We start from the raw sequence: 23,835 nt of genomic DNA, 5'->3' as shown, positions 1-23,835 counted from the left end.
TGCTTGAATTTTTGCTTTAATCCCTCTATGTCTATACACAGAAGCTCGGACCACCACTTCACTAACCAGCGCTAAGGAGGAAGGAACTATGTCAGTACAGAAAGCCACCTCAAGGGCGAGCAAGGTTCTTGAATTGTGCTGGGACGGCAGTCTTCCCGTGAACCCACAAGATCTCGCGGAAGACCTTCTGGTAAAAAACTACAGTCTTGACGATGACGAAAAGATCCCTGTCGTCGTGAAAGCACGCTCGTCTGCGCTTTTGAAGGGCGCCAGCGGCCAAGCGCGCTTGGAGCATAACGATGACGGATGGCTCTATGTGTGTGAGTACAATCGCGACGAGGTCAGCTATCGCAACAGATTCACAATTGCGCATGAGCTAGGTCATGTTGTGTTGGGGCACGTGACTGATGAGCGATCCCCAAAGCGCGATACGACTTTTACTAATGACGATCCTGATGAGCGGTATGCCAACGCTTTTGCTGCGACGCTCTTGATGCCCGAAAAGTACGTGCGGAAGCTGTACAGGTCGGCGCGAAACGTTCAAGAGTTAGCGGATGCCTTCGGGGTTTCCACTGCTGCGATGAATTTCAGGTTAAAGAATCTAGGAATAGTTTGATGGACGATGAGCCAGGGAGTGTTCTTGCGGCGAAGGGTGACGATTTGGGAGGGAGACCTGCTGAGAAGTGCTCCCCTAGTGTTGCCGATAGGCTAACCAACGAAGAAATTGAGAAGGACAAGCTTGGCCGGAAGATGGCATGGATATTTGCTTCCGTCATGGGGCTGCTGTCAATTTCATGCGTTATTTTCGCGCTTTGGACGGGTTATCACTTTCTCTACAAGCTCGATGACTTGGCGAGGCAAGATGATGTCACCAAACAGGCTCGATTGCTGGTCAGAGAAGTGTTCTTGGCCCAAGCGGCTCAAAACGGTACTGAGGTTAAAGTTTCCTCTGTAGTGGCTTCGCTGCCTGATAAGACTGTGGTCGAGAGTGCTGTAGAGGCACCCAGCGATAAAATATCGCTTCTTGCCCCTTTGATCCCCGCTACATTCTCTTCCGCACTTGGACTAATAATTCTGGTCACTTTGGCTAGGTTTATCTCTAATTTTGTATTGTCAGATAAGCGAAACCCGCCGAAAGAGCAGGACTACGGAGCCATCTCTGTTTTGGTCAAAGAGATTGGGTCTGTTGTGAGCACGCTTAGGGGCAAGGATAAATCTTAGTTCCGCTGCCATCATCCTTTGCGGTTCCGTTTTCTCAGAGTTTTGATCAGAGCTAAATTTTGGCAGGGATATTTCTGTAAAAGACCAGATTGAAGGGGTGTCCTCATTGTTGGACACCCTTTTTCATTTCATGAAGGGACTTTGAAGCAACCTCAGAGACGGTAACCGTCGCAGGGGGTTGAAGAGTAATCAGCCAGCCACTCCTCGTCTGTTTGTTCTTGCGGTGACTTACGCGAAACAACAGGTTCGTTAACTGCCGTATATTCGCTTGTACTGATTACCGTTTTACCGTGGTTGTCAGTCCCCGTGGTTGGATTCCCCTTGAAGCCTTGATTTGTCTGGGCTGTAGTCAAATCCTTGTCCGGCACTTTTGTCCGGCAGTTGTCCGGCAGTTGTCCGTCAATTGTCCGTCCCTTGTCCGGCTGAAAGGCTTTGCGTACCTCGACAGCAGTGATGTAAAGGGGGCGGAGCGATCCGGTGTCTAGCCGATTGTTTTGGTCGGCTGTCATATCTGCCGTAAACAGAATTCCCCGCAAATTGCCCAAGTAGTCATGGAACGACGACATACGCCTGGGCGTGGGAAGCCCGGTTGATTGCCAGAAACGATAGAGATGACTGCGTTTACCAATGCGAAAGTGCCCCTTCGGCAGAGGGGTGTCTTTCTTCCCCGCTTTGGTGGAAAGTTTACGATTCAGCTCCGCGTTGAAAATGGCGTGAGTATCCAGGCCACCAACAAACGACGGAAGCTGGATCGTCACACCAGCCGCCTTGTTTGTGCCATACAAGCCCGTCGAATAACCACCATACTCATATGCATCCATTCTGAGCGTAACCAGAATCTCGCGTAGAAGAGCTGGTGAATATTTGTCCCGCCAGTCCAGGGGTACAGGCATACCACTGGACGGGCGAATGACGAGCTGGCCATGCTCAATACTGATTTCGTTTCCTCGGGCGAGCAACTTCTCGACGGTGACGGTCATTAGAGTGCCAAGGCTTTGGTCAGTTTGTCCTCCAGCGCGATCAGGCCAACAACCGTGACCAGCATCAACAACTCGACGACGTGCGGGTGACGATGAATCCAGACGGTGACTTTCATCAGACAAGCCGGGGCCAGCAGGGCCAGGCGGGCGCGCAGATTAGTCATTGGATTCGCCCTCATTGGTGAAACGGTTTTTGTGCTTCAGGTAGGCCAGCACCTTGTCCGTCTTGTCGTGCTCACTGGACGGCAGGTTATAGCGCTTCACTAGGCAAGGTTCGCCCCAGCGGTTCGGGACGCGCTCGAAATGGCGATCAATGATCAGGTCGTGACAGCGGCCCAGCTCCGAAATAGTGCTAGGCAGGCAATGGTCACCAATGCGCTCAGCCTCGAAGCGGTTAAGGCTGATACCCGACCGCAGAACGGCCAGAATGCGGACGATCTTGCTTGGAGCTTCGGTGTTAGGCTGGTCTTGCGACGGGCTGCTCTGCTGGGATTGGGGGCGGCTCTTTTTCATTACGCACGCTCCTCGCCGGTATGGTTGGCGGTGCGGCTGGCCAGGAACGTGGCAAGGTCGCTGACGCGGTACTTCACCAGACGGCCTACCTTAAGGAAAGGCAGGTTGTAGCGACCGGTCGAACGCCACACTGCGAGAGTGTTCGGTTTAACGCCAAGAGCGTCGGCGGCTTGCTTGTCGTCTACTTGAACGGGTGGGTTGAGCGGGTTACAGCCAAGTGCTGCGAGAATCTCGGCTTTGATGGCGTCAATATTGGTTTGCATTGGGAAAGCTCCGTATCGATGTATAGATCGGAGCCAATTCTTGTTGGCTTCTTTGGATAAGGCCGACGTATCCAGCCCACTATCCACTTATCCACTTATCCACTTATCCCCTACCCATTACCCGAGCTTTGTTTGCCGAGGCGCTTGCGGATCGTATTTTTTGAGTCAGGTAGGTTGAGACGCTCTTTCACCAGAACCGCAAGCTCTCGAAGGCTGGCGGGCCTTTGCCGTAGTCGCTGAATCTCATCGGCGGTATCGCGCCATCGCTGGTGCTCGACGTCTCTTGCCTCATGTCGCTCTTGATTCTTCTCGGCAAAGTCCCGATTTTGCTTACGGTAATACTCACCCAGTGATGCGTCGGACTGATTCGGAGCAATGGCGGAGCTGGAGGTATCCAGCGTCGGCTGGGCCTTCTGTGTCTCAATCACCTCAAGCAGCTCGTCTTCATTGATGGGCACTTCATGGCCAACATTTATTGCCCAATCAAGAAAAGTCTTGAGTTCCTTTAACGTGAACGGGAAGGCGAGTACCGGCTCATCTGGCGTTCCTCTGGGGTGCTGCATAAGGAAGGTACGTTCAAGTTTCGTCAGGGAAGACAACACCCTGTCATCCGGCATTTTCAAGTAAACACCAGCTTTCCTGATCTCGAACCAGCTTCCGAAGTCATTCAGTGGTAGCCCGCCATGCTGGTCGGGCTCCACGATCCTGATGAAGTTGTAAAAGTCGATCCGAACACCTGCAAACTCGGGGCTTTCCAAATCCAATTCAAGCTCAGCGCCTTCCAATTCAGTTTCGCGAAAACCCATACCATCCTCAGGTAACTATTAAAGAAATATGTAACGTAAAGCCGTTGGTGGTTCGATTAACTACGGCGACGGTTCGGAATCAAAACCACTGGGGCGGTCTGCTTGACCCCCGCAGCCTCCAGCATGGCTTGCGTCGCCGTCTCGACAGACTGACGCACCGGATCGAGGTCGAGGCGGGCATAGATCGCCGTGGATTGGTGCGTCTTGTGATTGAGCGACTTCCCGATGATTGCCAAAGATGCGCCGGTCTTGGCTTGCCAGCTTCCAAGGGTGCGCCGCAGATCATGGATGCGTAGGTCGGTCATGTCGTAGAGCGCCGGATCAATTTTCAGCGCGGCAGCTATGGACCGAAAACGCTTCTCTGCGGCGGCTGGCGCAGTTGCGATCTCCTGACCCGCCTGTTTGCGCTCCTTGGTAGAAAGCTTGCCGAGCTCGCTCAGGTGGTCGAGAAGGCGGCGCAGGCTGGCACGCAGCAGGACGGCCGCCCATGCCTTTTTCGGCTCGACCAGATGGCCAGTCTTACCCTCGCCCGGAAACACGAAAGGAGATGTGCCAGTCGTGCGTTTGCGAGCCTTGAGTGCGGCCACGGCTTCAGGCGATAAAGTGACGTTCTGCGGTGTGCCATTCTTGGTAATGTCGATGCGCCAGACGCGGGCCTCCAGGTCAAGGTCGCGCCAGGCCATTGCCTGTACATTCGAGCGGCGCGCACCAGTGAGCAGCGCCAGCAAAAAGAAGTCGCTCAAACTTGACTCGCCGATGGCGGCGAACAAATAGGGCAGTTCGGCGGCTTGGGCGAAGCGGTCACGCGACACCACCATGTTTTTCTGAATGCGGCTGGCCGGGTTGGTGTCGCTGAAATGTTCATGGTCGGTTGCGTAGCCAAAGACCGAAGAAATGATAGCGACGGCTTTGTCCGCTTGGCGTGCGCTCTTCTTGCTTACCTTACTGTGAATCGCCTTCACCTCGGATCGGGTGATATGCGACAGCTTGTTGTTGGCGATGGCCACCATGTGAAGCCGTGCGGTATCGAGATAGTCCTTTTTTGTACGCTCGGTGATCGGAGAGCCATCACGCTTCTTTTTCTTCTCCAGCATCTCGGCCAGCATCTCGGCAAAGGTCGGCTCTTCGCGGATGGCGCGGCGAACGGCAGCCGGATTAGCCCCGGCCTCAATCTCGGCATTGATGACCGTGGCCTGCTTGCGCGCCTGTTCGACGGTCATAGTAGGGAAGCGGCCCAGCGTGACCCGCTCCGGCTGGCCTCCTTTCATGCGGCGATAGACGGAAAAGGTTTTAATGCCGGTGTACGACACTCGAAGCTGTAGGCCCTGAATCTTGGTGTCGTGATAAGTGGCGCGCTTGCCGGCCTCGGGTGTCGACAACGCGGTCAGTCGCTCCTTGCTAAATGAGATATGGCTTTCGCTGCTCATGTCTTCCTCGCCAGTTACGGGGTTACACTGGGGTTACGTTTCAGGTCGAAAATGGTGAATTTTCGTGTAACCCCGTAAAGGCAAGAATAGGCTTAAAGCCCTATTCTGTATAGGTTTATGGAGATTCGTAAATCAGTGGGCTTCGTCGAACCCTCTGACTTGTAATCAGTAGGTCCCGGGTTCGATTCCTGGTGCCGCACCATACAAAACAAAGCCCCTGCAGAAATGCAGGGGCTTTGTTGTTTCCGGGGTTTGAAAAAGCGCTTTCAGTGCCCCGCGCTCTGACCACCATCCACGTGCAGGATTTCGCCAGTCACGAACTTGGCGCCGTCCAGATACACGACCGCTTGCGCAATATCATCGATCTCGCCCATGTGACCGACCGGGTGCAGATTGCCCAGTGCTGCGTGGCTTTCTTCGCCGTGCATCGGGGTCTTGATGATGCCCGGGCTGACCGCGTTCACCCGGATCCCGCGCTTGGCGTATTCGATGGCCAGGGATTTGGTTGCTGCGTTGAGGCCGCCCTTGGTCAGTGAAGCCAACACCGATGGCACGCCGTCGATGGCGTGGTCCACCAGGCTGGTGGTGATATTGACGACGTGGCCGCTGCCTTGCTTTTCCATCTCGGCGATGGCGAGTTGGGTGATATAGAAGAAGCCATTGAGGTTCACCGACAACACATTGGCGTAGTCTTCTGCGGTGTACGCGGTGAACGGCTTGGCGATGAAGATCCCGGCGTTGTTGACCAGGGTGTCGATGCGACCGAAACGGGAAAGCGCTTCACGGATGACACGCTGGGCGGTTTCCGGCTCGCCGATGTCACCGGCCACGGTGTGAATGTCCGGATCGGTGGACGGCTTGATCGAGCGCGAAGTAGCGACGATCCGGTAACCGAGTTCACGAAAGGCTTTGACCATACCGTCGCCGAGACCCTGGGATGCGCCGGTGATGACGATGACTTTTTTCGAAATGCTCATGATGAAGACCTCTGACAATAAAGAATGGGGTAGAAAATCTGTAATCAGGCTTCGGCCGGGGCGTTCGCCACTTGTCGTAACATCTGTTCGTAGTACTCGACCGATTGCGAACCGGACACCAGGTGGCGACCGTTCAGCACCATGGCCGGGACCGAGTTGATGCCGTGCTGGCGGTAATAAATTTCAAGCTCACGCACTTCGCTGGCGAATGCGTCGGACGCCAGCACCTCGCTCGCACCTGCCGCATCCAGCCCCACTTCAGTCGCCAGGCGCACCAGCGTCGAGTGATCGCTCGGGTTCTGGCCTTCGCTGAAGTAGGCCCGTAGCAGCACCTTCTTCAGCTCGACCTGCCGGCCTTCCTGCAACGCCCACAGCAACAAGCGGTGCGCATCGAAGGTGTTGTAGAAGTGCGTGCGCTTCTCCAGATCGAACTTGAAGCCGATGGCCTCGCCGCGAGCGATCTGCATGGCCTTGCCGGCGGCGACGTCGTCGGCCGTTCTCCCGTACTTGCGCATCAAGTGCTCGACCGCTTGCTCACCTTCGGCCGGCATGTCCGGGTTCAACTCGAATGGCTTGTAGGTCAGCTCGACCGAGACTTCCCCGGCCACGTTCTCGATCGCCTGTTCCAGCGCCGTCGCCCCCAGTGCGCACCAGGGGCACACCACATCGGAAATGAAATCGATGGTGACGGAGAACGTCATGACTGCCCTTGCGTCTCGGCCAGTTGCTTGCGGTACTGGGTGGTGGTGATGCCGGCGTAACCCCAGTTATCGGTGTCGACTTCCTCGATCACGATGTGGGTCAGGTCAGGGCGTTTATTGAGCACGCGCTCCAGTGTTTCAGTGATCTCGGCAATAACCTGAGCTTTCTGCTCTGTGGTAACGCCATCGCGGGTGATGCGTACGGTTACGAAAGGCATGAGGGAAACTCCAGTGACCTTCCCGTCGGGATGATGGGAGAGGCGTTGGAGATGAATGTATGGGGTTGGCGGGAGGGGATAAAGGTGGGGGCGGGAACTTCATTCGTTACGTGGTGTAATGAATTAAAGAGAAGGCATGCAAAGTACTGGCGCCCATCGAGAAACCTGCCGACTTTCTCAAAAGTCGGCGATGTGTTGAGAATGGAGTTTGCCTTCTTAGCTAAATCGCTTGAAGGTCACGCAATGCCTCAGGATGCTGACTCGCCACACGCAACAGCGTCTGCGCTGCTCCCGTCGGTTGCCGCCGCCCCTGCTCCCAATCCTGCAACGTTCGCAAACTGACTCCAATCAGCTTGGCGAATGCACTTTGAGATACACCGACTTTGGCCCGTGCTTCAGCTGCCGTAGACAACGGCACCTCTGTCACGCGAGCGGCTTTGCCTGCTTTCATTTGACGCACAGAGTCCAGCAAGTCCTGCTGGAATTGCTCCAGTTCATTGACCATTGCTGATTTCCTCCTTCAGTTGCTTGAGGAAGGCCGCGGGTAAATTGTCGAACTTCGCCTTGGTGTAGGCGATTAACAACCAGATTGAGCCTTCAGAAAGCGTGTTGTAGTAAATCACACGGGTACCGCCTCGTTTGCCCATCCCGTTACGGGACCAACGGACCTTGCGAAGACCACCGCTGCCAGGAACCACATCGCCGGCCAGCGGATTAGCCGCCAGCCAGGTAATGAATTCATGACGTTCGCCATCGTCCCAGATGGATTCAGCATAACGCTTGAAAATTTCGGTTTCGATAATCGTGAACATGGACCCAACTATACGGCATTGCCGTATATGCGAGCAATCGATTTGAAGTGCTAAGACGTGTCGCAATTTTTCACTTTTTGCGACACGTCTTCCGAACATGTCGCCGCGGACGACACGTTCGAAAGACGTGTTACCGAAATCGAGTTTTGGCGACATGAGCAAATCAACAGCACAAAAAAGCCCCGAACCAGTCGGGGCTTCTTCATTCTCAGCCTTGCATCAAACCTCGACACCACACCCCATCATCAAAAGACGTTGATCGGGTAATCCACAAACACACGCACTTCGTTGCCGCTGACGTTGTACTCGCTCGACTTCTGCGACACACGCAGGACGGAGCTGCGCAGTTTTACGCTGAGGTCTTTGGCCGGGCCGCTTTGGACGACGTATTTGATCTGGTTGAAGATTTCGCGCTCGGTGCCGCCTTCGCTGGTGGAGGTGGTGATGTTGTCACCGCGCACGTAGGCCACGTTGTAGCTCAGGCCCGGTACACCGAAGGTGCTGAAGTCCAGGCCGTAGCCGACCTGCCAGCTGCGTTCGTCTTCGGCGTTGAAGTCGGACCAGTAGGAGTTCGCCAGGTAGATGGTATTGCCGCCGTCGCCGATGCGACCCTGGTCTTTCTGGTAGCCGCCGTAGGCGTAGCCCAGGTTGCTGTCGCCGGTGCTGCGCTGGTGAGCGAGGGTGAACGAGTGCGGGCCGGTGATGAAGGTGGCCGCCAGGCTCCAGATCTTGTTGTCGTCGCCGGTGATACCGTTTTCGCGGACGTAGGAATCTTCCAGCTTGGTGCGGTAGCCGTTGAAGTCCAGGGTCAGGGACTGATCCTTGTCGATCGGGAACACGTAGTTGGCGTTCACGTATTGCTTCTTCAGCACATCTTCGACGTCGGAAGCGTACAGCGCGGCCTTGAATTGCTCGGTGAACTGGTAGCTACCGCCCAATACGTTGATCGACTTCAAGCCACCGCTGTCACGGCCTTCGGCGCTTTTTCGCGACTCGGCGGTGAAGCGACCGGCGTCCAGTTGCAGGCCATTGATCTCTTTGGAGGTGATCAAGGTGCCGGTGTAGCTTTCCGGCAGCAGGCGCGAGTTGTCGTAGTTCAGCACCGGCAGGGCCGGCATCTGGTCGCCGTAGGTCAGGGTGGTGCTGGACAGGCGGAACTTGATCGCCGCGCCGCCCTTGGACAGGTCGTCGGCCGGTTGGCCGCTGTCGCCCTTCTTGAAGAAATCGATGCCTTGCGCGCCGCTACGGTCCTCGCTGCGTTCCAGGTTCAGGGCGTACAGGCCGAAAGCGTCCACCCCCACACCGACTGTGCCTTGGGTGAAGCCGGACGAGAACGTGCCGATGGCCGCCTGGCCCCACTCGGATTTATCCGGGTTGCCGTCTTTGTAGTCACGGTTCATGTAAGCATTACGCAGCAGCACTTTGAGGCTGCTGTCTTCAACAAAACCCTTGGATTCGGCCTGGTCGTTCGCCATGGCCTGTGTCGCACTCAACATCCCCAGAGCGATCAGGCTGATTCGCTTGTTCAACATCGTGTTCTTTTCCTTATTTCCGGTTGATACGCGCTGTGTCGAACGGCCGAAACGGCGCTATCGCGCTCTTTTTTCATGGCGAAAACAAAAAGGCCCGCCCACGATTTCTCGCGGCGGGCCTTTTTATAATTGTTGATCGTGGCAGTCGGCCACAGGCGTTGGGCCGAATCGTAGCTGCGCCCTCAACGATGTGTCAATTTCATGAATCTTCTAAAAACAGGCGAAAACCGTCTAAGAAATGGCTTTACGCGGCAGGAATATTCAATCATCGCAGCCATTGAGGCCACAGGCTGCTACGGAAATGGATGCCCCCTGATCAGGTAGCGACTGACCCAGCCACTGCGCAAATGCCTGGGGCTTGCCTAGCCATGGCCCGATATCGATCAGGGTGAATTGGTCATCGTGCTCAAGCGCCAGGGTCGGAAAGCCCTGCCCGCCGACCTTGGCCAGAAGAGCACGGCTGTTCCTGATATGGCCTTCGGTGTCGGCCGACCTGAAGGCTTTTTCGAAGGCTTCGCGGTCCAGCCCCATGCCCTGGGCAAGTTCAAACAGTACCGACTCGTCGGCGATGCGGCGCCCCTCAACGTAGTGAGCACTTTGCAATTTCCCCAGCAACTCCAGCCCGCGACCGGTCATTTGCTCGGCAGCCAGCACCGCAGCGATGGGTGGCGCCGAGTCGAACACGGCGCTGTGATCACGCAGCAACCCTTCGAAATAGGCTTCACCGAACGGCTGCCCGCTGTATTCGGCGATGCGCCGGTCGTGAGGCATGACGTAATTGCGCAGTTGTGGCGAAACCTTTTGCCGATTGGCCCCCGTCATCATGCCGCCACCGTGTGCAATCACGGGCAGCACAGCCTGGGCGGCTTGCACCAGCGGTTTGGCGCCGTAGCACCAACCGCACAAGGGGTCGTAGATGTAATGCAGGATCATGGGAAAGCTCCGACAGAAATTCAGGAAAATTCGATGTCGGCAGGTTAGTGCCGCAGCGGCCCCGGAAAAACGCCGGATTGGCTTTCAGTCTGTTGCTTGAATCGGCCGAATGGTTGCCTCACAAAACCCTGTGAGGTCTTGGTGATTGCATGAATCGGCGGGAAAAAAAAGCGCTGCCATCCCGGCAGCGCTTTTCTTGTTCAATCCGTTGTTTTTCTTCTTATCCTTCCATCACATCCCACAACGCATCCAGTTCCGCTTCGCTGAATAAACCAGCAGGGTAACGCTCGATCATCGTCCGGCGCGGATCAGTTTCGCTGATCTGACGCATTCCATTGGACTTGAACCAGTGCGCCAGGATCTGGAGCGATTCGCTATTTACTGCCAGGGGATGCAACGCCTTTTCGCCCACAACATTCACTTCGGCGTTCATTTCAGCGCTCTCTCCCGGTTTGTGAGCGGCTAACTTATCCAAGGTTTATGACAGAACATCGAAGTCCTCCCCCTCCCCGAGTTACAACAGCAGAGATACAAGAGCTGTGCCAAGGTTTCTGAAGTGTGTCCTTGTAGATACAAAAAAGCCCGCAGGCCTGTAGGGCCGCGGGCTCCGTGCAACAATGGTGGCTGATCGACAGCCTGAGGAATTTTGCAATCAACTCAAGCTGTTACGGCTTCACTCACTCCTTGTGCGGCGCGGGTTGTTGCTGGGTAAGGCAGTGAATATTGCCGCCCCCCAGTAACAGTTCGCGACCAGGCACCATCACCACTTCATGTTGCGGGAACAGGTTCTGCAAGATCTCCCTTGCCGGGCCATCCTGCGGATCGTCAAAGCACGGCGCGATGATGCCGCCGTTGACGATCAGGAAGTTCACGTAGGAACCGGCCAGGCGAACAGTCGGATTACGTTCCTGCGTACCGTCGACCGGATCGACACCGGCGCACTCTTGCTCGGTCGCAAACAGCGGACCCGGGATCGGCATCTTGTGCACCGTGAACGGGCGGCCCTTGGCGTCGGTGCTGCTTTGCAGCACTTTCATCGCTGCCTGGCAGCGCGGGTAGTTCGGGTCTTGCGGATCATCGGTCCAGGCCAGCAGCACTTCACCCGGGCGCACGTAGCAGCAGAAGTTATCCACATGGCCATCGGTTTCGTCGTTGAACAAGCCATCCGGCAGCCAGATGATTTTATCCACAGCCAGGTTCGCACTCAGGACCGCTTCGATTTCTGCGCGACTCATGTGCGGGTTGCGATTGCGGTTGAGCAGGCATTCTTCGGTGGTGATCAGGGTGCCTTCGCCGTCGACGTGAATCGAACCGCCTTCCAGCACGAAGCCTTCGGTGCGGTAGCGCGGGCTGCGCTCGATCTCGAGGATCTTGCCGCCGACCTGCGAGTCACGGTTCCACGGCGAATACAGGCCGCCGTCAAAACCGCCCCACGAATTGAAATCCCAGTTCACGCCACGGACTTCTCCCTTGTTGTTGATGACAAAGGTCGGGCCGGTGTCGCGGACCCAGGCGTCGTCACTGGACATTTCAACCACACGAATATTCGGCACGTCCAGACGGGCGCGGGCGTTTTCGTACTGGCCGGCGGAAACCGCCACGGTTACCGGTTCGAAGCGGGCGATGGCCTTGGCCACTGCCACGTGGGCGGCTTGTGCCGGCTTGCCACCCAGGCGCCAGTTGTCCGGGCGCTCGGGCCAGATCATCCAGGCCTGGGTTTGGGGTGCCCATTCGGCTGGCATGTAGAAGCCGTCGGCGCGAGGGGTGCTGTTCAACGTGGTCATGGCTCAGGACTCCGGAGTGACATTGATACCTGACAGAAATGGAAGCGCATTGGTACACGCCGTGGACTGGCCACTTTATATCCGATAAATATCGGCTTTTGAAGCACCTTACATCCACCGTTACAAAAACAACCGATAAAAAGCCGATATCAATCGAATTAAAACCACCATCCATGTGGGAGCGGGTTTGCTCCGGGCGGCGTTCCGACGAAAGCGGCATTCCAGGCGCAATATTTGCGTCGGATATACCGGCCTCTTCGCGAGCAAGTCGAATCGTCGCACCGCCGCTCCCACATTGGCCCGCATTTACAGGGGATATGTTTACAGCCCCTCCGCGAGCACCTTCGACAGCATGTCCACGAAGAAATCCACGCTTTGGCGCGAGGTGACCATCGGCGGCTTGATCTTGAGGATGTTCAGGTAATCGCCGGTCGGCTGCATGAAGATCCCCAGTTCACGCAAACGATCGCACAGTGCGGTGGTTTCTTCGGTGGCCGGTTCCAGGGTTTCGCGGTTGCGGATCAGTTCGACACCCAGATAGAAACCGGAACCGTGCACCGCGCCCACTAACGGATGAATATCGATCAATGCTTCGAGGCGCTTCTTGAAATGCCCGCCCACGACCTGGGCGTTCTCCCAGAGTTTTTCTTCTTGCATCACATCCAGCACAGCCATGCCGACCTGGCAACTGACCGGGCTGCCGCCTGCGGACGAGAAGAAGTAACCCTCGGCCTCCAGCGCCTCGGCGATTTCCCGGCGGGTGATGACCGCGCCCAGTGGCTGACCGTTGCCCATGCCCTTGGCCATGGTGATGATGTCCGGCACCACGCCCTGTTCTTCGAAGCCCCAGAAGAAATCGCCCATGCGCCCGTAGCCGACCTGCACTTCGTCGGCGATGCACACGCCGCCCCGAGCCCGGACCATGGCATAGACTTGTTTCAAATAGCCTGGGGGCAACGAGATACCGCCGGCATTGCCATACACCGGTTCGCAGATGAATCCGGCCAGTTGGCGATTCTGCTCGGCGATTTTCGCCAGGTTGTGTTCGACGCTGCGCACGTAATCCGGCGCGCTGTCGGGGCCACGGAATTCACCGCGATAGGTGTTTGGCGCGGTCACCGGGTGTACCCAGTCCGGACGGCTGCTCAAGGCCTTGGGGTTGTCGGCGATCGAGGTCGACACCGAATCCGCGCCCACCGTCCAGCCGTGATAGGCCTCCAGCACACTGAGCATGTCGCGGCCGCCGCTGTAGGCCCACGCCAGGCGAATCGCCAGGTCATTGGCCTCGCTGCCGCTGTTGACCAGGAACACGCGGTCCATGCCGTCAGGGGACAGCTTCAGCAAACGTTCGGAGAACTCGGCCACGGCTGCGTAATTGAAGCGCGAGTTGGTGTTGAGCAACGACCACTGGCGGCTGGCAACGGCGGCCATGCGTGGATGACCGTGGCCCAGCACCGCCACGTTGTTGAGCATGTCGAGGTAGGAACGGCCCTGCATGTCGATCAAATGGTTGCGCCAGCCACGCTCGATACGCGGCGGGTCGACGTAATAGTGTTTTTGCGTGCGGGCGAAGCTGGCATCGCGCCGGGCCAGCAAGGTCGGGCCGTCGAGTTCGGCTTCGGCGTCACAGGCCAGACCCAGCAACGCCGCCGGCGAAGGGCACAACGCCTGCCAGGCCGCCGCGCGCGAAGGCGTACAGAACAACGGCGCATTGATCGACGCGCCACGGCACAACTGCACGATCAATGGCCCGCTGACCGAGCCCAGTACCTGGCCTTTGACCAGGGCCGCGCCGCTGTGCAGCGACGGCGTGACGCCCCAAAGCCGCACGCTCAATTGCGGGCCGTCCAGTTGCAGCACGCCCGCCGATGGATGATGCACCACCCCGGCAAACGGCGCTTCGACCGCCGTGCCCTGAGGCACACGCAACTCGACGTGCAACGGGCAAGTGTCCGGTTCGGCTGCGCTGTCCGGGCGGGTGTGGGACAGGCGGTATTGCCCATAACGACTGGCCGCCAGGCCATGTGCCGCGGCCGCTTCATCCAGCAGGCGCTGATCGACGCCCTCCTGCTCCCAATTCCCGGCCTCGAAATGCGGACTGAGCACGCCCAGGTCTATCAGCGCGAACTCTCGCCCCACCAGGTTCGGCAACAGCGGTGCGAAACCTTCGCTGTCGATGGTGGGCAGGTTCTGGCCGACGGCGGTGAGGATCGCCGCTTCCATCAGCGCCAACGGCACCGACGTGGCCACACGGAAGATTTCCCATTCATGGACCAGATTGTCGCGGCTGTAGGCATTGCCAGGATCGATGCTGATCTGCTGTTCGCCGCTGAGCACCAACACCGCCGCGCGGGCGACAATCAGCGGCCACAGCGCCAGCAGTTCTTCGTGTTGCAACGGGTTGACCGCGTGATAGGCCTGGATTGCCGGCAAAATGCAGAACGGATCGCCCTCGCCATGATGCAGCAGCGCTGCGCAGGTCACCGACAGATCGGTAATGCGCCAGGTGCGCACCAGATCGCCGAAATCGATCACGCCTTGCAGCTGCCAATGGCGCTGCGCATCGCGCTGCCACACCACGTTGTCGTCGGTGATGTCCATGTGAATGGCCTGCACCGGCAGTTTGTCCTGCAGTGGCTGCAAATGCCGCTCGGCTTGCGCGGACGCTTCGATAATCAGTTTGCGCTGGGCCTCATCCTTGATCAATGGCAGCAAATGCGCGATCAGGGCGTGAGCATGGCGGGCGTCCCATTGCAGGGTTCGCTCCAGCCCCGGATGGTCGAAATCCGCCAGGGCCAGGTCCATTTCACCACACAGGCGCCCGAAACCGGACACCACCGTCGGGGTGAAACGAGCGAGGCTCGTCAGCGGCTGGCCTTCGATGTAGTCGAGCAGGCGAACGTGGACCGCCTGGTCATCCACGTCCAGCGACAGCAGGTCTGCACCGTTTTTCGCCGTGATAACACGCGGCACATGTACATCGGGATGTTCGCCCAGATGCTTGAGCCCGGCATGTTGTGCCTGGAGTTCCAGTACCGAGTAGTCGCCACGGCAGATTTTCAGGACGAAACGTCCCCGCTCGCTGTCGACGCGGTAGTTCAGGTCTTGCTGGCTGCCAAGGGCCTGCAACCTGCCACTGAACCCGTAATGTTCTTCCAGCAGCCCTAGCGCTTGCTCCGCAGACACCTGCGGGCTGGGCAAACTGGCGCGATGAATCAACGTGGCGAGCGGCATACAACGACCCCTGAAATTTTATTAGGCGCCTATATCGCCACTGGTTCGGGCGATACGCAACCCCCCGGAACTGGTATGAGGGCATTTGTGAACACAGTTGCTCCCACAGGTTTTGTTCTGGTACTCGCCTCGATCAGCACTTTGCGCAAGAATGGCGGCCATTAAACGCACACTGCTGGAGAGCCACCATGAATGTAGTGACCACCGACCTGCCCGGTGTTCTGATCCTCGAACCCAAGGTCTTTGGTGACGAACGTGGTTTCTTCTACGAGAGCTTCAACGCCAGGGCATTCAAAGAGGCCACCGGGCTGGAGACTGAATTCGTTCAAGACAATCACTCCCGTTCGCAGAAGGGCGTGCTGCGCGGCCTGCATTACCAACTGGAAAATACCCAGGGAAAACTGGTTCGCGTCACGGTCGGTGAAGTGCTGGACGTCGCCGTAGACATCCGTCGCAGCTCGCCTCACTTTGGTAAATGGGTCGCTGTGCGCCTGTCTGCCGCCAATCATCGCCAGCTCTGGGTCCCGGAAGGTTTCGCCCACGGGTTCGTGGTCTTGAGCGAATTTGCCGAGTTTCTTTACAAAACCACCGACTACTACACGCCATCGGCCGAGCGCAGCATTCGCTGGGACGACCCGGACCTGGCCATCGACTGGCAACTGCAAGGCACGCCGCAGCTGTCGGCGAAAGATCAGGCCGGGGTATTTTTCAGGGACGCCGATGTCTTTGCCTGACAGGCCGGCTGAAACTCGCCAATCAAGATGCAACTGACCCAAGGCGGGCAAGCCTAGGCATAATGCGCCTGTACCCACAGGCGCATGCTGCTCATGAAACCAACTCTTCCTCCCAGACCCCGTTGGCGCAGCCTGGCCCTGCTGGCACTGTGCCTGGCGCCGTTGCTGTGGCCGCTGGAGCATCTCGCCGAGCGTTACTACCGCAGCGAGCTGGCCAGCCAGAATCGTCAGACCCTCGACCTCTACGTCGCCAACCTGCTGGGTACCCTGCACCGCTATGAAGTGTTGCCGCAAATCCTCGGCGACCTGCCGGCCTTGCGTGCCGTGCTCGGCGCGCCGGACGATGGCGTCACCCAAGGCAATGCCAACCGCCTGCTGAAAAACATCGCCACCCAGACCGGTGCCGAAGTCATGTACCTGATGGACGCCACCGGCAAGACCCTGGCCGCCTCCAACTGGGACAAACACGACAGTTTTGTCGGGCGTAATTTTTCCTTCCGGCCGTATTTCAGCGAAGCCATGGCCGGGCGCCTCGGGCGCTTTTTCGGCCTGGGCACGACATCCGCCAAGCGCGGTTACTTCTTTGCCGCCGGCGTACGTGATGGCGAAAAAATCGTTGGTGTACTGGTAGTCAAGGTCGACCTCGACCACACCGAAAGCCTCTGGGGCAAAACCCCGGAACAACTGCTGCTGACCGACCACAACGGCGTGGTCATTCTCACTTCGCGACCGGAGTGGCGATTCCGCTCGACCCGCCCGTTGAGCGAAGACGAAAGCAAAGCCATCACGGCGATCCAGCCCTATCCAACCCGCGATCCAAAACCGCTGAAGCTCAATACCAATGCCTGGTTGACCCAGACCCGGCAGATCGCTGAAACCGGCTGGGACGTCAGCATCCTCGCCCCGCGCACCTTGATTGACCGCCCGGTGCGCACAGTGGTGGCTATCGGTGGCGCAACGTTGCTGGTGTTGATGCTGTTGCTTGGCCTGATGATGCAGCGCCGTCGCCACTACCTCGAACGCATCGCTTTCGAAGCCAAGGCCCGCCGCGAGCTGGAAGGCCGGGTCGCCGAGCGCACCAGCGATCTCGAGGGCCTGAACCGACGCCTGAAACAGGAAGTGCTGGAACGCGAGCAGGCCCAGCAAGAGCTGGTCCGCGCCCAGGATGATCTGGTGCAGGCCGGCAAGTTGTCGGCGCTGGGCACCATGTCGGCGAGCATCAGCCACGAACTCAATCAGCCGCTGGCAGCAATTCGCAGCTATGCGGAAAACGCCGAAGTATTGCTCGATCACCAGCGCACCGACGACGCCCGAGGCAACCTCAAGCTGATCAGCGAATTGACTGGTCGCATGGCCTCGATCATCGCCCACCTGCGCGCCTTTGCCCGACGCGACCGCCACGCCCCGGAAAGCGTCGCCCTGCAACCGGCGCTGGACGATGCCCTGGCCTTGCTGGCCAAGCGTCGACGCAGCATGGAAGTCGAACTGATCCGCGACTTGCCCGCCGCCACCCTGTGGGTCGAGGCCGGGGAAACCCGCCTGCGCCAGGTGCTCGGCAACCTGCTGGCCAATGCCCTGGACGCCCTGACGGAAAAAGGCCCGCCACGTAAACTCTGGCTCAGTGCCCAATCCACGGCCGATGGCGTCAACCTGTACATTCGCGACAACGGCCCAGGCTTTTGCATGGAAGCCCTTGGGCGCGCCAGCGAGCCGTTCTACACCACCAAGACCCGAACCCAGGGCCTCGGCCTGGGGCTGGCGATTTGCGAAACCCTGATGCGCGCCTTCGGCGGTGAACTGTCGTTCGCCAACCACAAGGAGGGCGGCGCCCTGATTACCCTGAAGCTGCGCGCAGGCGCACCGGGCGTGAGCCTGCAACCGTCCGAGGACCGAAGTGCATGACCATCGACAACCGCATTCAGGTCGTGTTGATCGACGACGATCCCCACTTGCGCCAGGCCTTGAGCCAGACGCTGGATCTGGCGGGCCTGAAAATCCTGCCGCTGGCCGAAGCCAAGGGCCTGGCCGCGCAACTTGAACGCGACTGGCCAGGGGTGGTGGTCAGCGACATCCGCATGCCCGGCATGGACGGTCTCGAACTGTTGACCGAACTGCACGCCCAGGACCCGGAGCTACCGGTGCTGTTGATCACCGGCCACGGCGATGTGCCGCTGGCGGTTCAGGCCATGCGCGCCGGAGCCTATGACTTTCTGGAAAAACCCTTCGCCAGTGACGCCCTGCTCGACAGCGTACGCCGCGCATTGGCCCTGCGCCGACTGGTGCTGGACAACCGCAGCCTGCGGTTGGCCTTGAGCGACCGCAACGAGCTGAGCACGCGCCTGGTTGGCCACTCACCTTCGATGCTGCGCCTGCGCGAGCAGATCGGCGCCTTGGCGGCGACCAGGGCCGACGTGCTGATCCTCGGCGAAACCGGCGCTGGCAAAGAAGTCGTGGCCCGGGCGCTGCACGATTTATCAAGCCGTCGCAACGGTCCGTTCGTGGCGATCAACGCCGGTGCCCTGGCCGAATCGGTGGTCGAAAGCGAACTGTTCGGCCACGAGCCCGGCGCCTTCACCGGCGCGCAGAAACGTCGCATCGGCAAGTTCGAATTCGCCAATGGCGGCACGCTGTTCCTCGATGAAATCGAAAGCATGAGCCTGGATGTGCAGGTCAAGTTGCTGCGCTTGCTGCAAGAGCGGGTGGTCGAACGCCTGGGCGGCAATCAACTGATCCCGCTGGACATCCGCATCATTGCCGCCACCAAGGAAGACCTGCGCCAGGCGGCGGATCAGGGGCGTTTCCGTGCCGACCTGTATTACCGCCTGAACGTCGCGCCGCTACGGATTCCACCGCTGCGTGAACGGGGCGAAGATGCGCTGATGCTGTTCCAGCATTTTGCCGATGAAGCCAGTGCCCGCCACGGCTTGCCCCCCCATGAACTGCAACCGGGGCAACGTGCGTTGCTGCTGCGCCACACCTGGCCCGGCAACGTGCGCGAGCTGCAAAATGCCGCCGAACGTTTTGCCCTCGGGCTGGAACTGGCCCTCGACAACAGCACGCCGGATGGCGGCGCTGGCAACAGGGTCGAAGTCGTCAGCGGCGGTTTGAGCGAGCAAGTGGAGAACTTCGAAAAAACCCTCATCGCCGCCGAACTGGCACGCTCGCACAGCTCCGTGCGCAGCGTTGCCGAAGCCCTCGGCATTCCGCGCAAGACCTTGCATGACAAACTGCGCAAGCACGGTCTGAGTTTCGCCGACAGTGGTGCCTCGGCCCACCCTGACGATCTCGACTGAGCTACCGTCCAATCATCCACTTCACGCCAGAGGCCCCTGAATGAGCCGCGACAGTCGACAACTGGAATCCGTTCTCCATCATGACATTCCCCTCACCCGGGACATGGGCCTCAAAGTGCTCGACTGGCATGACCAGCAACTGCGCCTGCACTTGCCGCTGGAAGCCAACGTCAACCACAAGAGCACCATGTTCGGCGGCAGCCTGTATTGCGGCGCGGTCCTGGCCGGTTGGGGCTGGCTGCATTTGCGCCTCAAGGAGGAAGGCATTACCGACGGGCACATCGTGATTCAGGAAGGGCAGATCAGCTATCCGCTGCCGGTGACGGGGGATGCCCACGCCATTTGCCAGGCGCCGGACCCGGTGATCTGGAAGAAATTCCTGACCACCTTCCAGCGATACAGCCGAGCGCGGTTGACGCTGCATACGCGGGTCGTCAATGAAGGTCGCGATGAGGATGCGGTGAGGTTTGTCGGGCAGTACGTGTTGCACCGCTGAACTTCAGATCGGTAAGAAACCCTGTGGCGAGGGAGCTTGCTCCCGTCAGGCTACACAGTAGCCGCAATAAAGCATTGGGGCCGCTTCGCGCCCCGACGGGAGCAAGCTCCCTCGCCACAAAAAGGTGTGAATCTCAGGACCGCGCCAATTCCAGCAGCTTCTGCCGCCAGGCTGCCTTCGCCGGCAATGCCAGGAAGAACGCGTTCAACAGCGACTCCCGCGCCGGATAGCTGAACGGCTCACCGCTCAACTCCAGTACTTCACCGCCCGCGCCTTCCAGCACACCTTGCGCTGCCGCCGTGTCCCACTGGGAAGTCGGTGCCAGGCGCGGATAGCAATCCGCCGCCCCTTCAGCCAGCAGGCAAAACTTCAGCGAACTGCCGATATTGGCCAGTTGCAGCTCGCCAAGGCTGGCGCTCAACCCGGCCAGCAAGCGCTCCTGCTCCGGGCTCGAATGGCGACGGCTGGCCACCACGGTGAAGGACTCACCGGGCGCTAATGCATCACGCACCTTGATCGCCACGGGCGTACCACCTTTATCGCCGCGCCAGGCACCGAGACCAGCGCCACCGACGTAAAAACGCCCGTTGGTCGGCATCGACACCACGCCGAACACCACCCGACCGTTTTCGATCAGCGCGATGTTGACGGTGAACTCTTCGCTGCCGCTGATGAATTCCTTGGTGCCATCCAGCGGATCGACCAGCCACCAGCGCTGCCAGCCGGCCCGCACGCTTTGGGGAATGTTGGCGTCCTCTTCGGAGAGCACCGGGATGCTCGGATCGAGCGCCGTCAACCCGGCCAGAATCAGGTGATGAGCAGCCAGGTCGGCAGCGGTCACCGGCGAATCATCAGCCTTTGCCGTGACGGCCGTGCCTGTGCGCCAGAACGGCAGGATCGCATCACCGGCCTGCAAGGCCAGTTCAATCACCGATGCCATCATCGGGTGTGGGAAATTCATGGCAGGAACGCTCCGCGCTGAGTCAACAGGTCTCGGGCCAGGTACAGCGCCGCCAAGGCACGGCCCTCGGTAAACTGCGGGTTTTGCGCCAGTGCCGAGAGTTCACGCAGATTGACCTTGTCCACCCGCATCGGCTCGGGCTCGTCGCCTTCCAGACGCTCTTCGTAGAGGTCGGTGGCCAGCACCACTTGGATCTTCTGGCTCATGTAACCGGGGGACAGCGACAACTCGGTCAGGTGCTCCAGCTGCCGCGCGCCAAAACCGGCCTCTTCCTTGAGCTCGCGCTCGGCCGCCGCCAGCACGTCTTCACCCGGCTCGATCAAGCCCTTGGGCAATGACATTTCATATGCATCCGTGCCGCCGCAATACTCCTCGACCAGCACCGCATGCTCGGCATCGAGCATCGCCACGATCATCACCGCGCCGTACCCGGCGCCCTTGCCGACCAGGCGTTCATACGTGCGCTCCACGCCGTTGGAAAAGCGCAGCTTCATCTCTTCCACGCAGAACAATCGACTGGTGGCGACAATTTCGCGGGCGAGTATGGTGGGTTTCTGGCGCATGCAAAGCTCCTTGGCGTGAACGCGCTACTATAACGCGGCTTTCCCGATTGTTTACGCCAGAAATCTTTCTACTGCCCGAGACGTTGCCATGCCTTCATTACCCTGGTCCGACATCGATACCGTTCTGCTGGACATGGACGGCACGCTGCTGGACCTGCATTTCGACAATCACTTCTGGATGGAGCACCTGCCCCAGCGTTACGCCGAACTGCACAGGGTCAGCCGGGCCATGGCCGAGATGGAATTGCAGCCGTTGTTCGAGCGCAATGCCGGCCAGTTGCAGTGGTACTGCCTGGACTTCTGGAGCACCGAACTGAAGCTGTCGGTGCGCGACCTGAAACTGGAAACCGCGCACCTGATCGCCCTGCGTCCGGATGCCGACACCTTTCTGGCGGCGATCAAACGGGCGGGCAAGCGCGTGGTGCTGATCACCAATGCCCATCGGGATGCGCTGTCGTTGAAGCTGGAAAAAATCGAACTGGCGCCCTACTTCGAACGCTTGATCAGTTCCCATGACTACGGCTTCCCCAAGGAAAACCCGCAATTCTGGGATGCGCTGCAAGCCGATATCGATTTCGATCCGGCGCGTAGCCTGTTCATCGACGACACCTTGCCGATCCTGCGCAGTGCACGGGACTTTGGCGTGGCGCATTTGCTGGCCGTGCGCGAGCCGGACAGCCGCAAGGGGCCGAAGGATACGGCGGAGTTTGCGGCGGTCGGGGATTATCGGGATTTGATTGCGGGACTTTGATTGACCGTAGGAGCTGCCGCAGGCTGCGATCTTTTCATCTTAATTGCGTCAAGGTCAAAAGATCGCAGCCTGCGGCAGCTCCTACGGGCCTCGTGTTACTCAGGAATCCGCAACGACTGCCCCGGATAGATCTTGTCCGGGTGCGACAGCATCGGCTTGTTGGCCTCGAAGATTTTGTTGTACTTGTTGGCATCGCCGTACACGCGCTTGGAAATCGCGCTGAGGGTGTCACCCTTCACCACGGTGACAAATACCGCCGCTTTCACGACCGGGCCGGTCACGGTGATCTGATCATCCACACTGCCAACCCCGGCGATATTACCCACCGCCAGCAGAATCTTTTCCTTCTCTTCCTGGCTCGCCACTTCACCGGTCACCGTGACCTTGTCGCCGTCGACCGTCGCCTGCACATTCGGGTTGCCCAGGCCGACCTTGCTGATGTGCTCCTTCAACTGCTCACTGGCGTTGGCGTTACCTGGCGTCAGCAAATCCAGCAATTTTTCGCCTGCTTCCTTCACAAAGCTCAAAAGACTCATGGTGCACTCTCCTTGGGTTTCGGGGTCCAGACGTCAAAGCCTAGACCACGGTCGTCACCTGCGAATCCAACCCGACCAATGACCCCGCTTGCGATAGAATCCGCACCTTCCCACCCCTTGGAGCGCAGATGGACATCAAGCAGCTGAAATTCCTCATCGCGCTCGACGAAACCCGCCATTTCGGCCAGGCCGCCGCGCGTTGCCACATCACTCAGCCGACCCTGTCCATGCGCCTGCGCAGCCTCGAAGAAGAACTCGACCTGCCGTTGGTCAATCGCGGCCAGCGCTTCGAAGGCTTCACCGCGCCAGGCGAGCGGGTGCTGGCCTGGGCGCGCACGGTGTTGGCGGCCTACGACGGCTTGTACGCCGAGGCAGCCGCCTGTCGCGGCAATCTGGTCGGCACCTTGCGCCTGGGCGTAGTGCCGTTGTCGAGCTTCGATCCGCTGCCACTGATGCAACGCTTGCACGCCGAGCACCCAAACCTGCGCTTCGAACTCTCGGCCCTGAGTTCCGAGCAGATCCTCGAGCAACTGGCGAACAATCGCCTGGACCTCGGCGTTTCCTACCTGGAACGCCTCGATACCGAACACTTCGACTCACTGGCCTTCAGCGAAACCCGCATGGGCCTGCTCTATGATCAACGCTTCTTCAGCTTTGGCGAGGCACCGCTGAGCTGGGAATCCTTGATCGAACTGCCGCTGGGCATGCTCACCAGCGGCATGCACTTTCGCCAGTCCATCGACCACAACTTCCACAGCCGTGGCCTGACCCCGCAACCGTTGCTGCAGACCGATGCCGTGCATCAACTGTTACAAGCCGTGCACGGCGGCTTGTGTTGCGCCGTAATGCCATTGAACGGCGGCCTCGAAGGCCTGACCGAACACTTGCGCCTGCAACCGATCGAGAACGCCCAGACCCTCGGACGCCTGGGGCTGATCATGCGTCGCAGCGCGCCACGCTCGGCGCTGGCAGAAGCCTGTTTTGCCCTCTATCAACAATCGCTGATCGGCGCTTGATCGACGGCATCTATCGGCAGATCAGTATTAGCGATTAGACGTGACAACTTGCCGCGCCTAGTCTTAAAGCTGATCAAACCGTCG

27 protein-coding genes are annotated in these 23,835 nt (G+C 59.0%); 8 read left to right on the top strand and 19 right to left on the bottom strand.

What is annotated here, in order from left to right:
- Nucleotides 1–88: 88 nt before the first annotated feature.
- Together ACM6G4_RS16665 and ACM6G4_RS16660 are read left to right on the top strand one after the other, a co-directional pair.
- Nucleotides 89–616 carry an ImmA/IrrE family metallo-endopeptidase gene (locus ACM6G4_RS16665; RefSeq protein ID WP_414914140.1) on the top strand — a complete coding sequence of 176 codons (528 nt, stop codon included), beginning with the start codon at nucleotides 89–91 and terminating at the stop codon, nucleotides 614–616.
- The gene (locus ACM6G4_RS16660) at nucleotides 616–1,221 is read left to right on the top strand and encodes a hypothetical protein (RefSeq protein ID WP_414914139.1); all 606 of its coding nucleotides are present in this window, start codon (nucleotides 616–618) and stop codon (nucleotides 1,219–1,221) included. The genes ACM6G4_RS16665 and ACM6G4_RS16660 overlap by 1 nt, the downstream gene beginning before the upstream one ends.
- A 152-nt stretch (nucleotides 1,222–1,373) precedes the next feature.
- Here ACM6G4_RS16660 and ACM6G4_RS16655 read toward each other — a convergent pair whose 3' ends face one another.
- The 16 genes from ACM6G4_RS16655 to ACM6G4_RS16580 form a co-directional block, all read right to left on the bottom strand.
- Nucleotides 1,374–2,201, bottom strand: a complete 828-nt coding sequence (locus tag ACM6G4_RS16655; protein ID WP_414914138.1) for a hypothetical protein — start codon at nucleotides 2,199–2,201, stop codon at nucleotides 1,374–1,376.
- Nucleotides 2,201–2,365 (bottom strand): hypothetical protein, encoded by a 165-nt coding sequence (locus ACM6G4_RS16650; RefSeq protein ID WP_414914137.1) that lies wholly within the window; start codon nucleotides 2,363–2,365, stop codon nucleotides 2,201–2,203. The genes ACM6G4_RS16655 and ACM6G4_RS16650 overlap by 1 nt, the downstream gene beginning before the upstream one ends.
- Nucleotides 2,358–2,714: a hypothetical protein gene (locus ACM6G4_RS16645; RefSeq protein ID WP_414914136.1), complete on the bottom strand. Its 357-nt coding sequence runs from the start codon at nucleotides 2,712–2,714 to the stop codon at nucleotides 2,358–2,360. Before ACM6G4_RS16645 ends, ACM6G4_RS16650 begins: the two co-directional genes overlap by 8 nt.
- Nucleotides 2,714–2,977, bottom strand: coding sequence for a helix-turn-helix domain-containing protein (locus ACM6G4_RS16640; protein WP_414914135.1), 264 nt, complete (start codon nucleotides 2,975–2,977; stop codon nucleotides 2,714–2,716). Before ACM6G4_RS16640 ends, ACM6G4_RS16645 begins: the two co-directional genes overlap by 1 nt.
- Before the next feature lie 110 nt (nucleotides 2,978–3,087).
- Complete coding sequence (locus tag ACM6G4_RS16635; protein WP_414914134.1) at nucleotides 3,088–3,783, bottom strand: hypothetical protein; 696 nt, start codon at nucleotides 3,781–3,783, stop codon at nucleotides 3,088–3,090.
- A gap of 56 nt (nucleotides 3,784–3,839) precedes the next feature.
- The gene (locus ACM6G4_RS16630) at nucleotides 3,840–5,210 is read right to left on the bottom strand and encodes a tyrosine-type recombinase/integrase (protein WP_414914133.1); all 1,371 of its coding nucleotides are present in this window, start codon (nucleotides 5,208–5,210) and stop codon (nucleotides 3,840–3,842) included.
- Nucleotides 5,211–5,476: 266 nt separating this feature from the next.
- Nucleotides 5,477–6,187, bottom strand: a complete 711-nt coding sequence (locus ACM6G4_RS16625) for an SDR family NAD(P)-dependent oxidoreductase (protein WP_414914132.1) — start codon at nucleotides 6,185–6,187, stop codon at nucleotides 5,477–5,479.
- 44 nt (nucleotides 6,188–6,231) lie between these two features.
- Nucleotides 6,232–6,888, bottom strand: coding sequence for a DsbA family oxidoreductase (locus ACM6G4_RS16620; RefSeq protein WP_414914131.1), 657 nt, complete (start codon nucleotides 6,886–6,888; stop codon nucleotides 6,232–6,234).
- On the bottom strand, nucleotides 6,885–7,106 hold the full coding sequence (locus ACM6G4_RS16615) for a tautomerase family protein (protein ID WP_056726888.1): 222 nt from the start codon (nucleotides 7,104–7,106) through the stop codon (nucleotides 6,885–6,887). The genes ACM6G4_RS16620 and ACM6G4_RS16615 overlap by 4 nt, the downstream gene beginning before the upstream one ends.
- A gap of 220 nt (nucleotides 7,107–7,326) precedes the next feature.
- On the bottom strand, nucleotides 7,327–7,611 hold the full coding sequence (locus ACM6G4_RS16610) for a helix-turn-helix domain-containing protein (protein WP_056726889.1): 285 nt from the start codon (nucleotides 7,609–7,611) through the stop codon (nucleotides 7,327–7,329).
- Complete coding sequence (locus tag ACM6G4_RS16605) at nucleotides 7,601–7,918, bottom strand: hypothetical protein (RefSeq protein WP_056726890.1); 318 nt, start codon at nucleotides 7,916–7,918, stop codon at nucleotides 7,601–7,603. The genes ACM6G4_RS16610 and ACM6G4_RS16605 overlap by 11 nt, the downstream gene beginning before the upstream one ends.
- A gap of 245 nt (nucleotides 7,919–8,163) precedes the next feature.
- The gene (locus ACM6G4_RS16600; RefSeq protein ID WP_414914130.1) at nucleotides 8,164–9,450 is read right to left on the bottom strand and encodes an OprD family porin; all 1,287 of its coding nucleotides are present in this window, start codon (nucleotides 9,448–9,450) and stop codon (nucleotides 8,164–8,166) included.
- A gap of 261 nt (nucleotides 9,451–9,711) precedes the next feature.
- Entirely contained in the window at nucleotides 9,712–10,383 is a 672-nt protein-coding gene (locus tag ACM6G4_RS16595) for a DsbA family protein (protein WP_414914129.1), read from the bottom strand.
- A gap of 220 nt (nucleotides 10,384–10,603) precedes the next feature.
- Nucleotides 10,604–10,816, bottom strand: coding sequence for a hypothetical protein (locus ACM6G4_RS16590; RefSeq protein ID WP_008003171.1), 213 nt, complete (start codon nucleotides 10,814–10,816; stop codon nucleotides 10,604–10,606).
- A 244-nt stretch (nucleotides 10,817–11,060) separates the two neighbouring features.
- A complete protein-coding gene (gene aguA / locus ACM6G4_RS16585; protein WP_414914128.1) occupies nucleotides 11,061–12,167 on the bottom strand; it encodes an agmatine deiminase in 1,107 nt (368 codons plus the stop codon).
- A gap of 321 nt (nucleotides 12,168–12,488) precedes the next feature.
- Nucleotides 12,489–15,401, bottom strand: coding sequence for an aminotransferase (locus tag ACM6G4_RS16580; RefSeq protein WP_414914127.1), 2,913 nt, complete (start codon nucleotides 15,399–15,401; stop codon nucleotides 12,489–12,491).
- A 188-nt stretch (nucleotides 15,402–15,589) separates the two neighbouring features.
- On the opposite strand from ACM6G4_RS16580, the gene rfbC reads away from it, so the two are divergent.
- The 4 genes from rfbC to ACM6G4_RS16560 all read left to right on the top strand — a co-directional run bounded on the left by rfbC (nucleotide 15,590) and on the right by ACM6G4_RS16560 (nucleotide 19,924).
- Nucleotides 15,590–16,135 (top strand): dTDP-4-dehydrorhamnose 3,5-epimerase, encoded by a 546-nt coding sequence (gene rfbC / locus ACM6G4_RS16575; protein WP_056726895.1) that lies wholly within the window; start codon nucleotides 15,590–15,592, stop codon nucleotides 16,133–16,135.
- A gap of 93 nt (nucleotides 16,136–16,228) precedes the next feature.
- On the top strand, nucleotides 16,229–18,037 hold the full coding sequence (locus tag ACM6G4_RS16570; protein ID WP_223541940.1) for a sensor histidine kinase: 1,809 nt from the start codon (nucleotides 16,229–16,231) through the stop codon (nucleotides 18,035–18,037).
- Nucleotides 18,034–19,428 carry a sigma-54-dependent transcriptional regulator gene (locus tag ACM6G4_RS16565; protein WP_056726896.1) on the top strand — a complete coding sequence of 465 codons (1,395 nt, stop codon included), beginning with the start codon at nucleotides 18,034–18,036 and terminating at the stop codon, nucleotides 19,426–19,428. Before ACM6G4_RS16570 ends, ACM6G4_RS16565 begins: the two co-directional genes overlap by 4 nt.
- A 40-nt stretch (nucleotides 19,429–19,468) precedes the next feature.
- A complete protein-coding gene (locus tag ACM6G4_RS16560) occupies nucleotides 19,469–19,924 on the top strand; it encodes a thioesterase domain-containing protein (protein ID WP_056726897.1) in 456 nt (151 codons plus the stop codon).
- A 133-nt stretch (nucleotides 19,925–20,057) separates the two neighbouring features.
- On the opposite strand, the gene cysQ is transcribed toward ACM6G4_RS16560, so the two are convergent.
- Both cysQ and nudE read right to left on the bottom strand, forming a co-directional pair.
- A complete protein-coding gene (cysQ, locus tag ACM6G4_RS16555) occupies nucleotides 20,058–20,885 on the bottom strand; it encodes a 3'(2'),5'-bisphosphate nucleotidase CysQ (RefSeq protein ID WP_414914126.1) in 828 nt (275 codons plus the stop codon).
- The gene (gene nudE / locus ACM6G4_RS16550) at nucleotides 20,882–21,448 is read right to left on the bottom strand and encodes an ADP compounds hydrolase NudE (protein WP_414914125.1); all 567 of its coding nucleotides are present in this window, start codon (nucleotides 21,446–21,448) and stop codon (nucleotides 20,882–20,884) included. Before nudE ends, cysQ begins: the two co-directional genes overlap by 4 nt.
- Nucleotides 21,449–21,536: 88 nt before the next feature.
- Here nudE and yrfG point away from each other — a divergent pair, with 88 nt between their 5' ends.
- Entirely contained in the window at nucleotides 21,537–22,199 is a 663-nt protein-coding gene (gene yrfG, locus ACM6G4_RS16545; RefSeq protein WP_056726900.1) for a GMP/IMP nucleotidase, read from the top strand.
- Nucleotides 22,200–22,294: 95 nt separating this feature from the next.
- Here yrfG and lysM read toward each other — a convergent pair whose 3' ends face one another.
- Complete coding sequence (gene lysM, locus ACM6G4_RS16540; RefSeq protein WP_007972838.1) at nucleotides 22,295–22,735, bottom strand: peptidoglycan-binding protein LysM; 441 nt, start codon at nucleotides 22,733–22,735, stop codon at nucleotides 22,295–22,297.
- Nucleotides 22,736–22,863: 128 nt separating this feature from the next.
- Between lysM and ACM6G4_RS16535 the strand changes: the two genes are divergently transcribed.
- Nucleotides 22,864–23,751: a LysR family transcriptional regulator gene (locus tag ACM6G4_RS16535; protein WP_056726901.1), complete on the top strand. Its 888-nt coding sequence runs from the start codon at nucleotides 22,864–22,866 to the stop codon at nucleotides 23,749–23,751.
- Nucleotides 23,752–23,835: the final 84 nt, after the last annotated feature.

This window comes from Pseudomonas sp. IT-P258, assembly GCF_949767825.1.
Classification (GTDB): domain Bacteria; phylum Pseudomonadota; class Gammaproteobacteria; order Pseudomonadales; family Pseudomonadaceae; genus Aquipseudomonas; species Aquipseudomonas monachiensis.
The sequence above is the reverse complement of the archived record's forward strand: the minus strand, read 5'-3'. Positions and strand labels throughout refer to the sequence as shown.

Bases quoted from the DNA above. Each gene is read 5' to 3' on its own strand.
- ACM6G4_RS16645 (WP_414914136.1), bottom strand. From the start codon at position 2,714: ATGAAAAAGAGCCGCCCCCAATCCCAGCAGAGCAGCCCGTCGCAAGAC.
- ACM6G4_RS16655 (WP_414914138.1), bottom strand. From the start codon at position 2,201: ATGACCGTCACCGTCGAGAAGTTGCTCGCCCGAGGAAACGAAATCAGT.
- ACM6G4_RS16535 (WP_056726901.1), top strand. From the start codon at position 22,864: ATGGACATCAAGCAGCTGAAATTCCTCATCGCGCTCGACGAAACCCGC.
- ACM6G4_RS16625 (WP_414914132.1), bottom strand. From the start codon at position 6,187: ATGAGCATTTCGAAAAAAGTCATCGTCATCACCGGCGCATCCCAGGGT.
- ACM6G4_RS16590 (WP_008003171.1), bottom strand. From the start codon at position 10,816: ATGAACGCCGAAGTGAATGTTGTGGGCGAAAAGGCGTTGCATCCCCTG.
- ACM6G4_RS16610 (WP_056726889.1), bottom strand. From the start codon at position 7,611: ATGGTCAATGAACTGGAGCAATTCCAGCAGGACTTGCTGGACTCTGTG.
- ACM6G4_RS16640 (WP_414914135.1), bottom strand. From the start codon at position 2,977: ATGCAAACCAATATTGACGCCATCAAAGCCGAGATTCTCGCAGCACTT.
- ACM6G4_RS16630 (WP_414914133.1), bottom strand. From the start codon at position 5,210: ATGAGCAGCGAAAGCCATATCTCATTTAGCAAGGAGCGACTGACCGCG.
- ACM6G4_RS16635 (WP_414914134.1), bottom strand. From the start codon at position 3,783: ATGGGTTTTCGCGAAACTGAATTGGAAGGCGCTGAGCTTGAATTGGAT.
- ACM6G4_RS16615 (WP_056726888.1), bottom strand. From the start codon at position 7,106: ATGCCTTTCGTAACCGTACGCATCACCCGCGATGGCGTTACCACAGAG.
- ACM6G4_RS16600 (WP_414914130.1), bottom strand. From the start codon at position 9,450: ATGTTGAACAAGCGAATCAGCCTGATCGCTCTGGGGATGTTGAGTGCG.
- lysM (WP_007972838.1), bottom strand. From the start codon at position 22,735: ATGAGTCTTTTGAGCTTTGTGAAGGAAGCAGGCGAAAAATTGCTGGAT.
- nudE (WP_414914125.1), bottom strand. From the start codon at position 21,448: ATGCGCCAGAAACCCACCATACTCGCCCGCGAAATTGTCGCCACCAGT.
- ACM6G4_RS16560 (WP_056726897.1), top strand. From the start codon at position 19,469: ATGAGCCGCGACAGTCGACAACTGGAATCCGTTCTCCATCATGACATT.
- aguA (WP_414914128.1), bottom strand. From the start codon at position 12,167: ATGACCACGTTGAACAGCACCCCTCGCGCCGACGGCTTCTACATGCCA.
- ACM6G4_RS16620 (WP_414914131.1), bottom strand. From the start codon at position 6,888: ATGACGTTCTCCGTCACCATCGATTTCATTTCCGATGTGGTGTGCCCC.
- ACM6G4_RS16565 (WP_056726896.1), top strand. From the start codon at position 18,034: ATGACCATCGACAACCGCATTCAGGTCGTGTTGATCGACGACGATCCC.
- ACM6G4_RS16605 (WP_056726890.1), bottom strand. From the start codon at position 7,918: ATGTTCACGATTATCGAAACCGAAATTTTCAAGCGTTATGCTGAATCC.
- cysQ (WP_414914126.1), bottom strand. From the start codon at position 20,885: ATGAATTTCCCACACCCGATGATGGCATCGGTGATTGAACTGGCCTTG.
- ACM6G4_RS16580 (WP_414914127.1), bottom strand. From the start codon at position 15,401: ATGCCGCTCGCCACGTTGATTCATCGCGCCAGTTTGCCCAGCCCGCAG.
- yrfG (WP_056726900.1), top strand. From the start codon at position 21,537: ATGCCTTCATTACCCTGGTCCGACATCGATACCGTTCTGCTGGACATG.
- ACM6G4_RS16650 (WP_414914137.1), bottom strand. From the start codon at position 2,365: ATGACTAATCTGCGCGCCCGCCTGGCCCTGCTGGCCCCGGCTTGTCTG.
- rfbC (WP_056726895.1), top strand. From the start codon at position 15,590: ATGAATGTAGTGACCACCGACCTGCCCGGTGTTCTGATCCTCGAACCC.
- ACM6G4_RS16595 (WP_414914129.1), bottom strand. From the start codon at position 10,383: ATGATCCTGCATTACATCTACGACCCCTTGTGCGGTTGGTGCTACGGC.
- ACM6G4_RS16660 (WP_414914139.1), top strand. From the start codon at position 616: ATGGACGATGAGCCAGGGAGTGTTCTTGCGGCGAAGGGTGACGATTTG.
- ACM6G4_RS16665 (WP_414914140.1), top strand. From the start codon at position 89: ATGTCAGTACAGAAAGCCACCTCAAGGGCGAGCAAGGTTCTTGAATTG.
- ACM6G4_RS16570 (WP_223541940.1), top strand. From the start codon at position 16,229: ATGAAACCAACTCTTCCTCCCAGACCCCGTTGGCGCAGCCTGGCCCTG.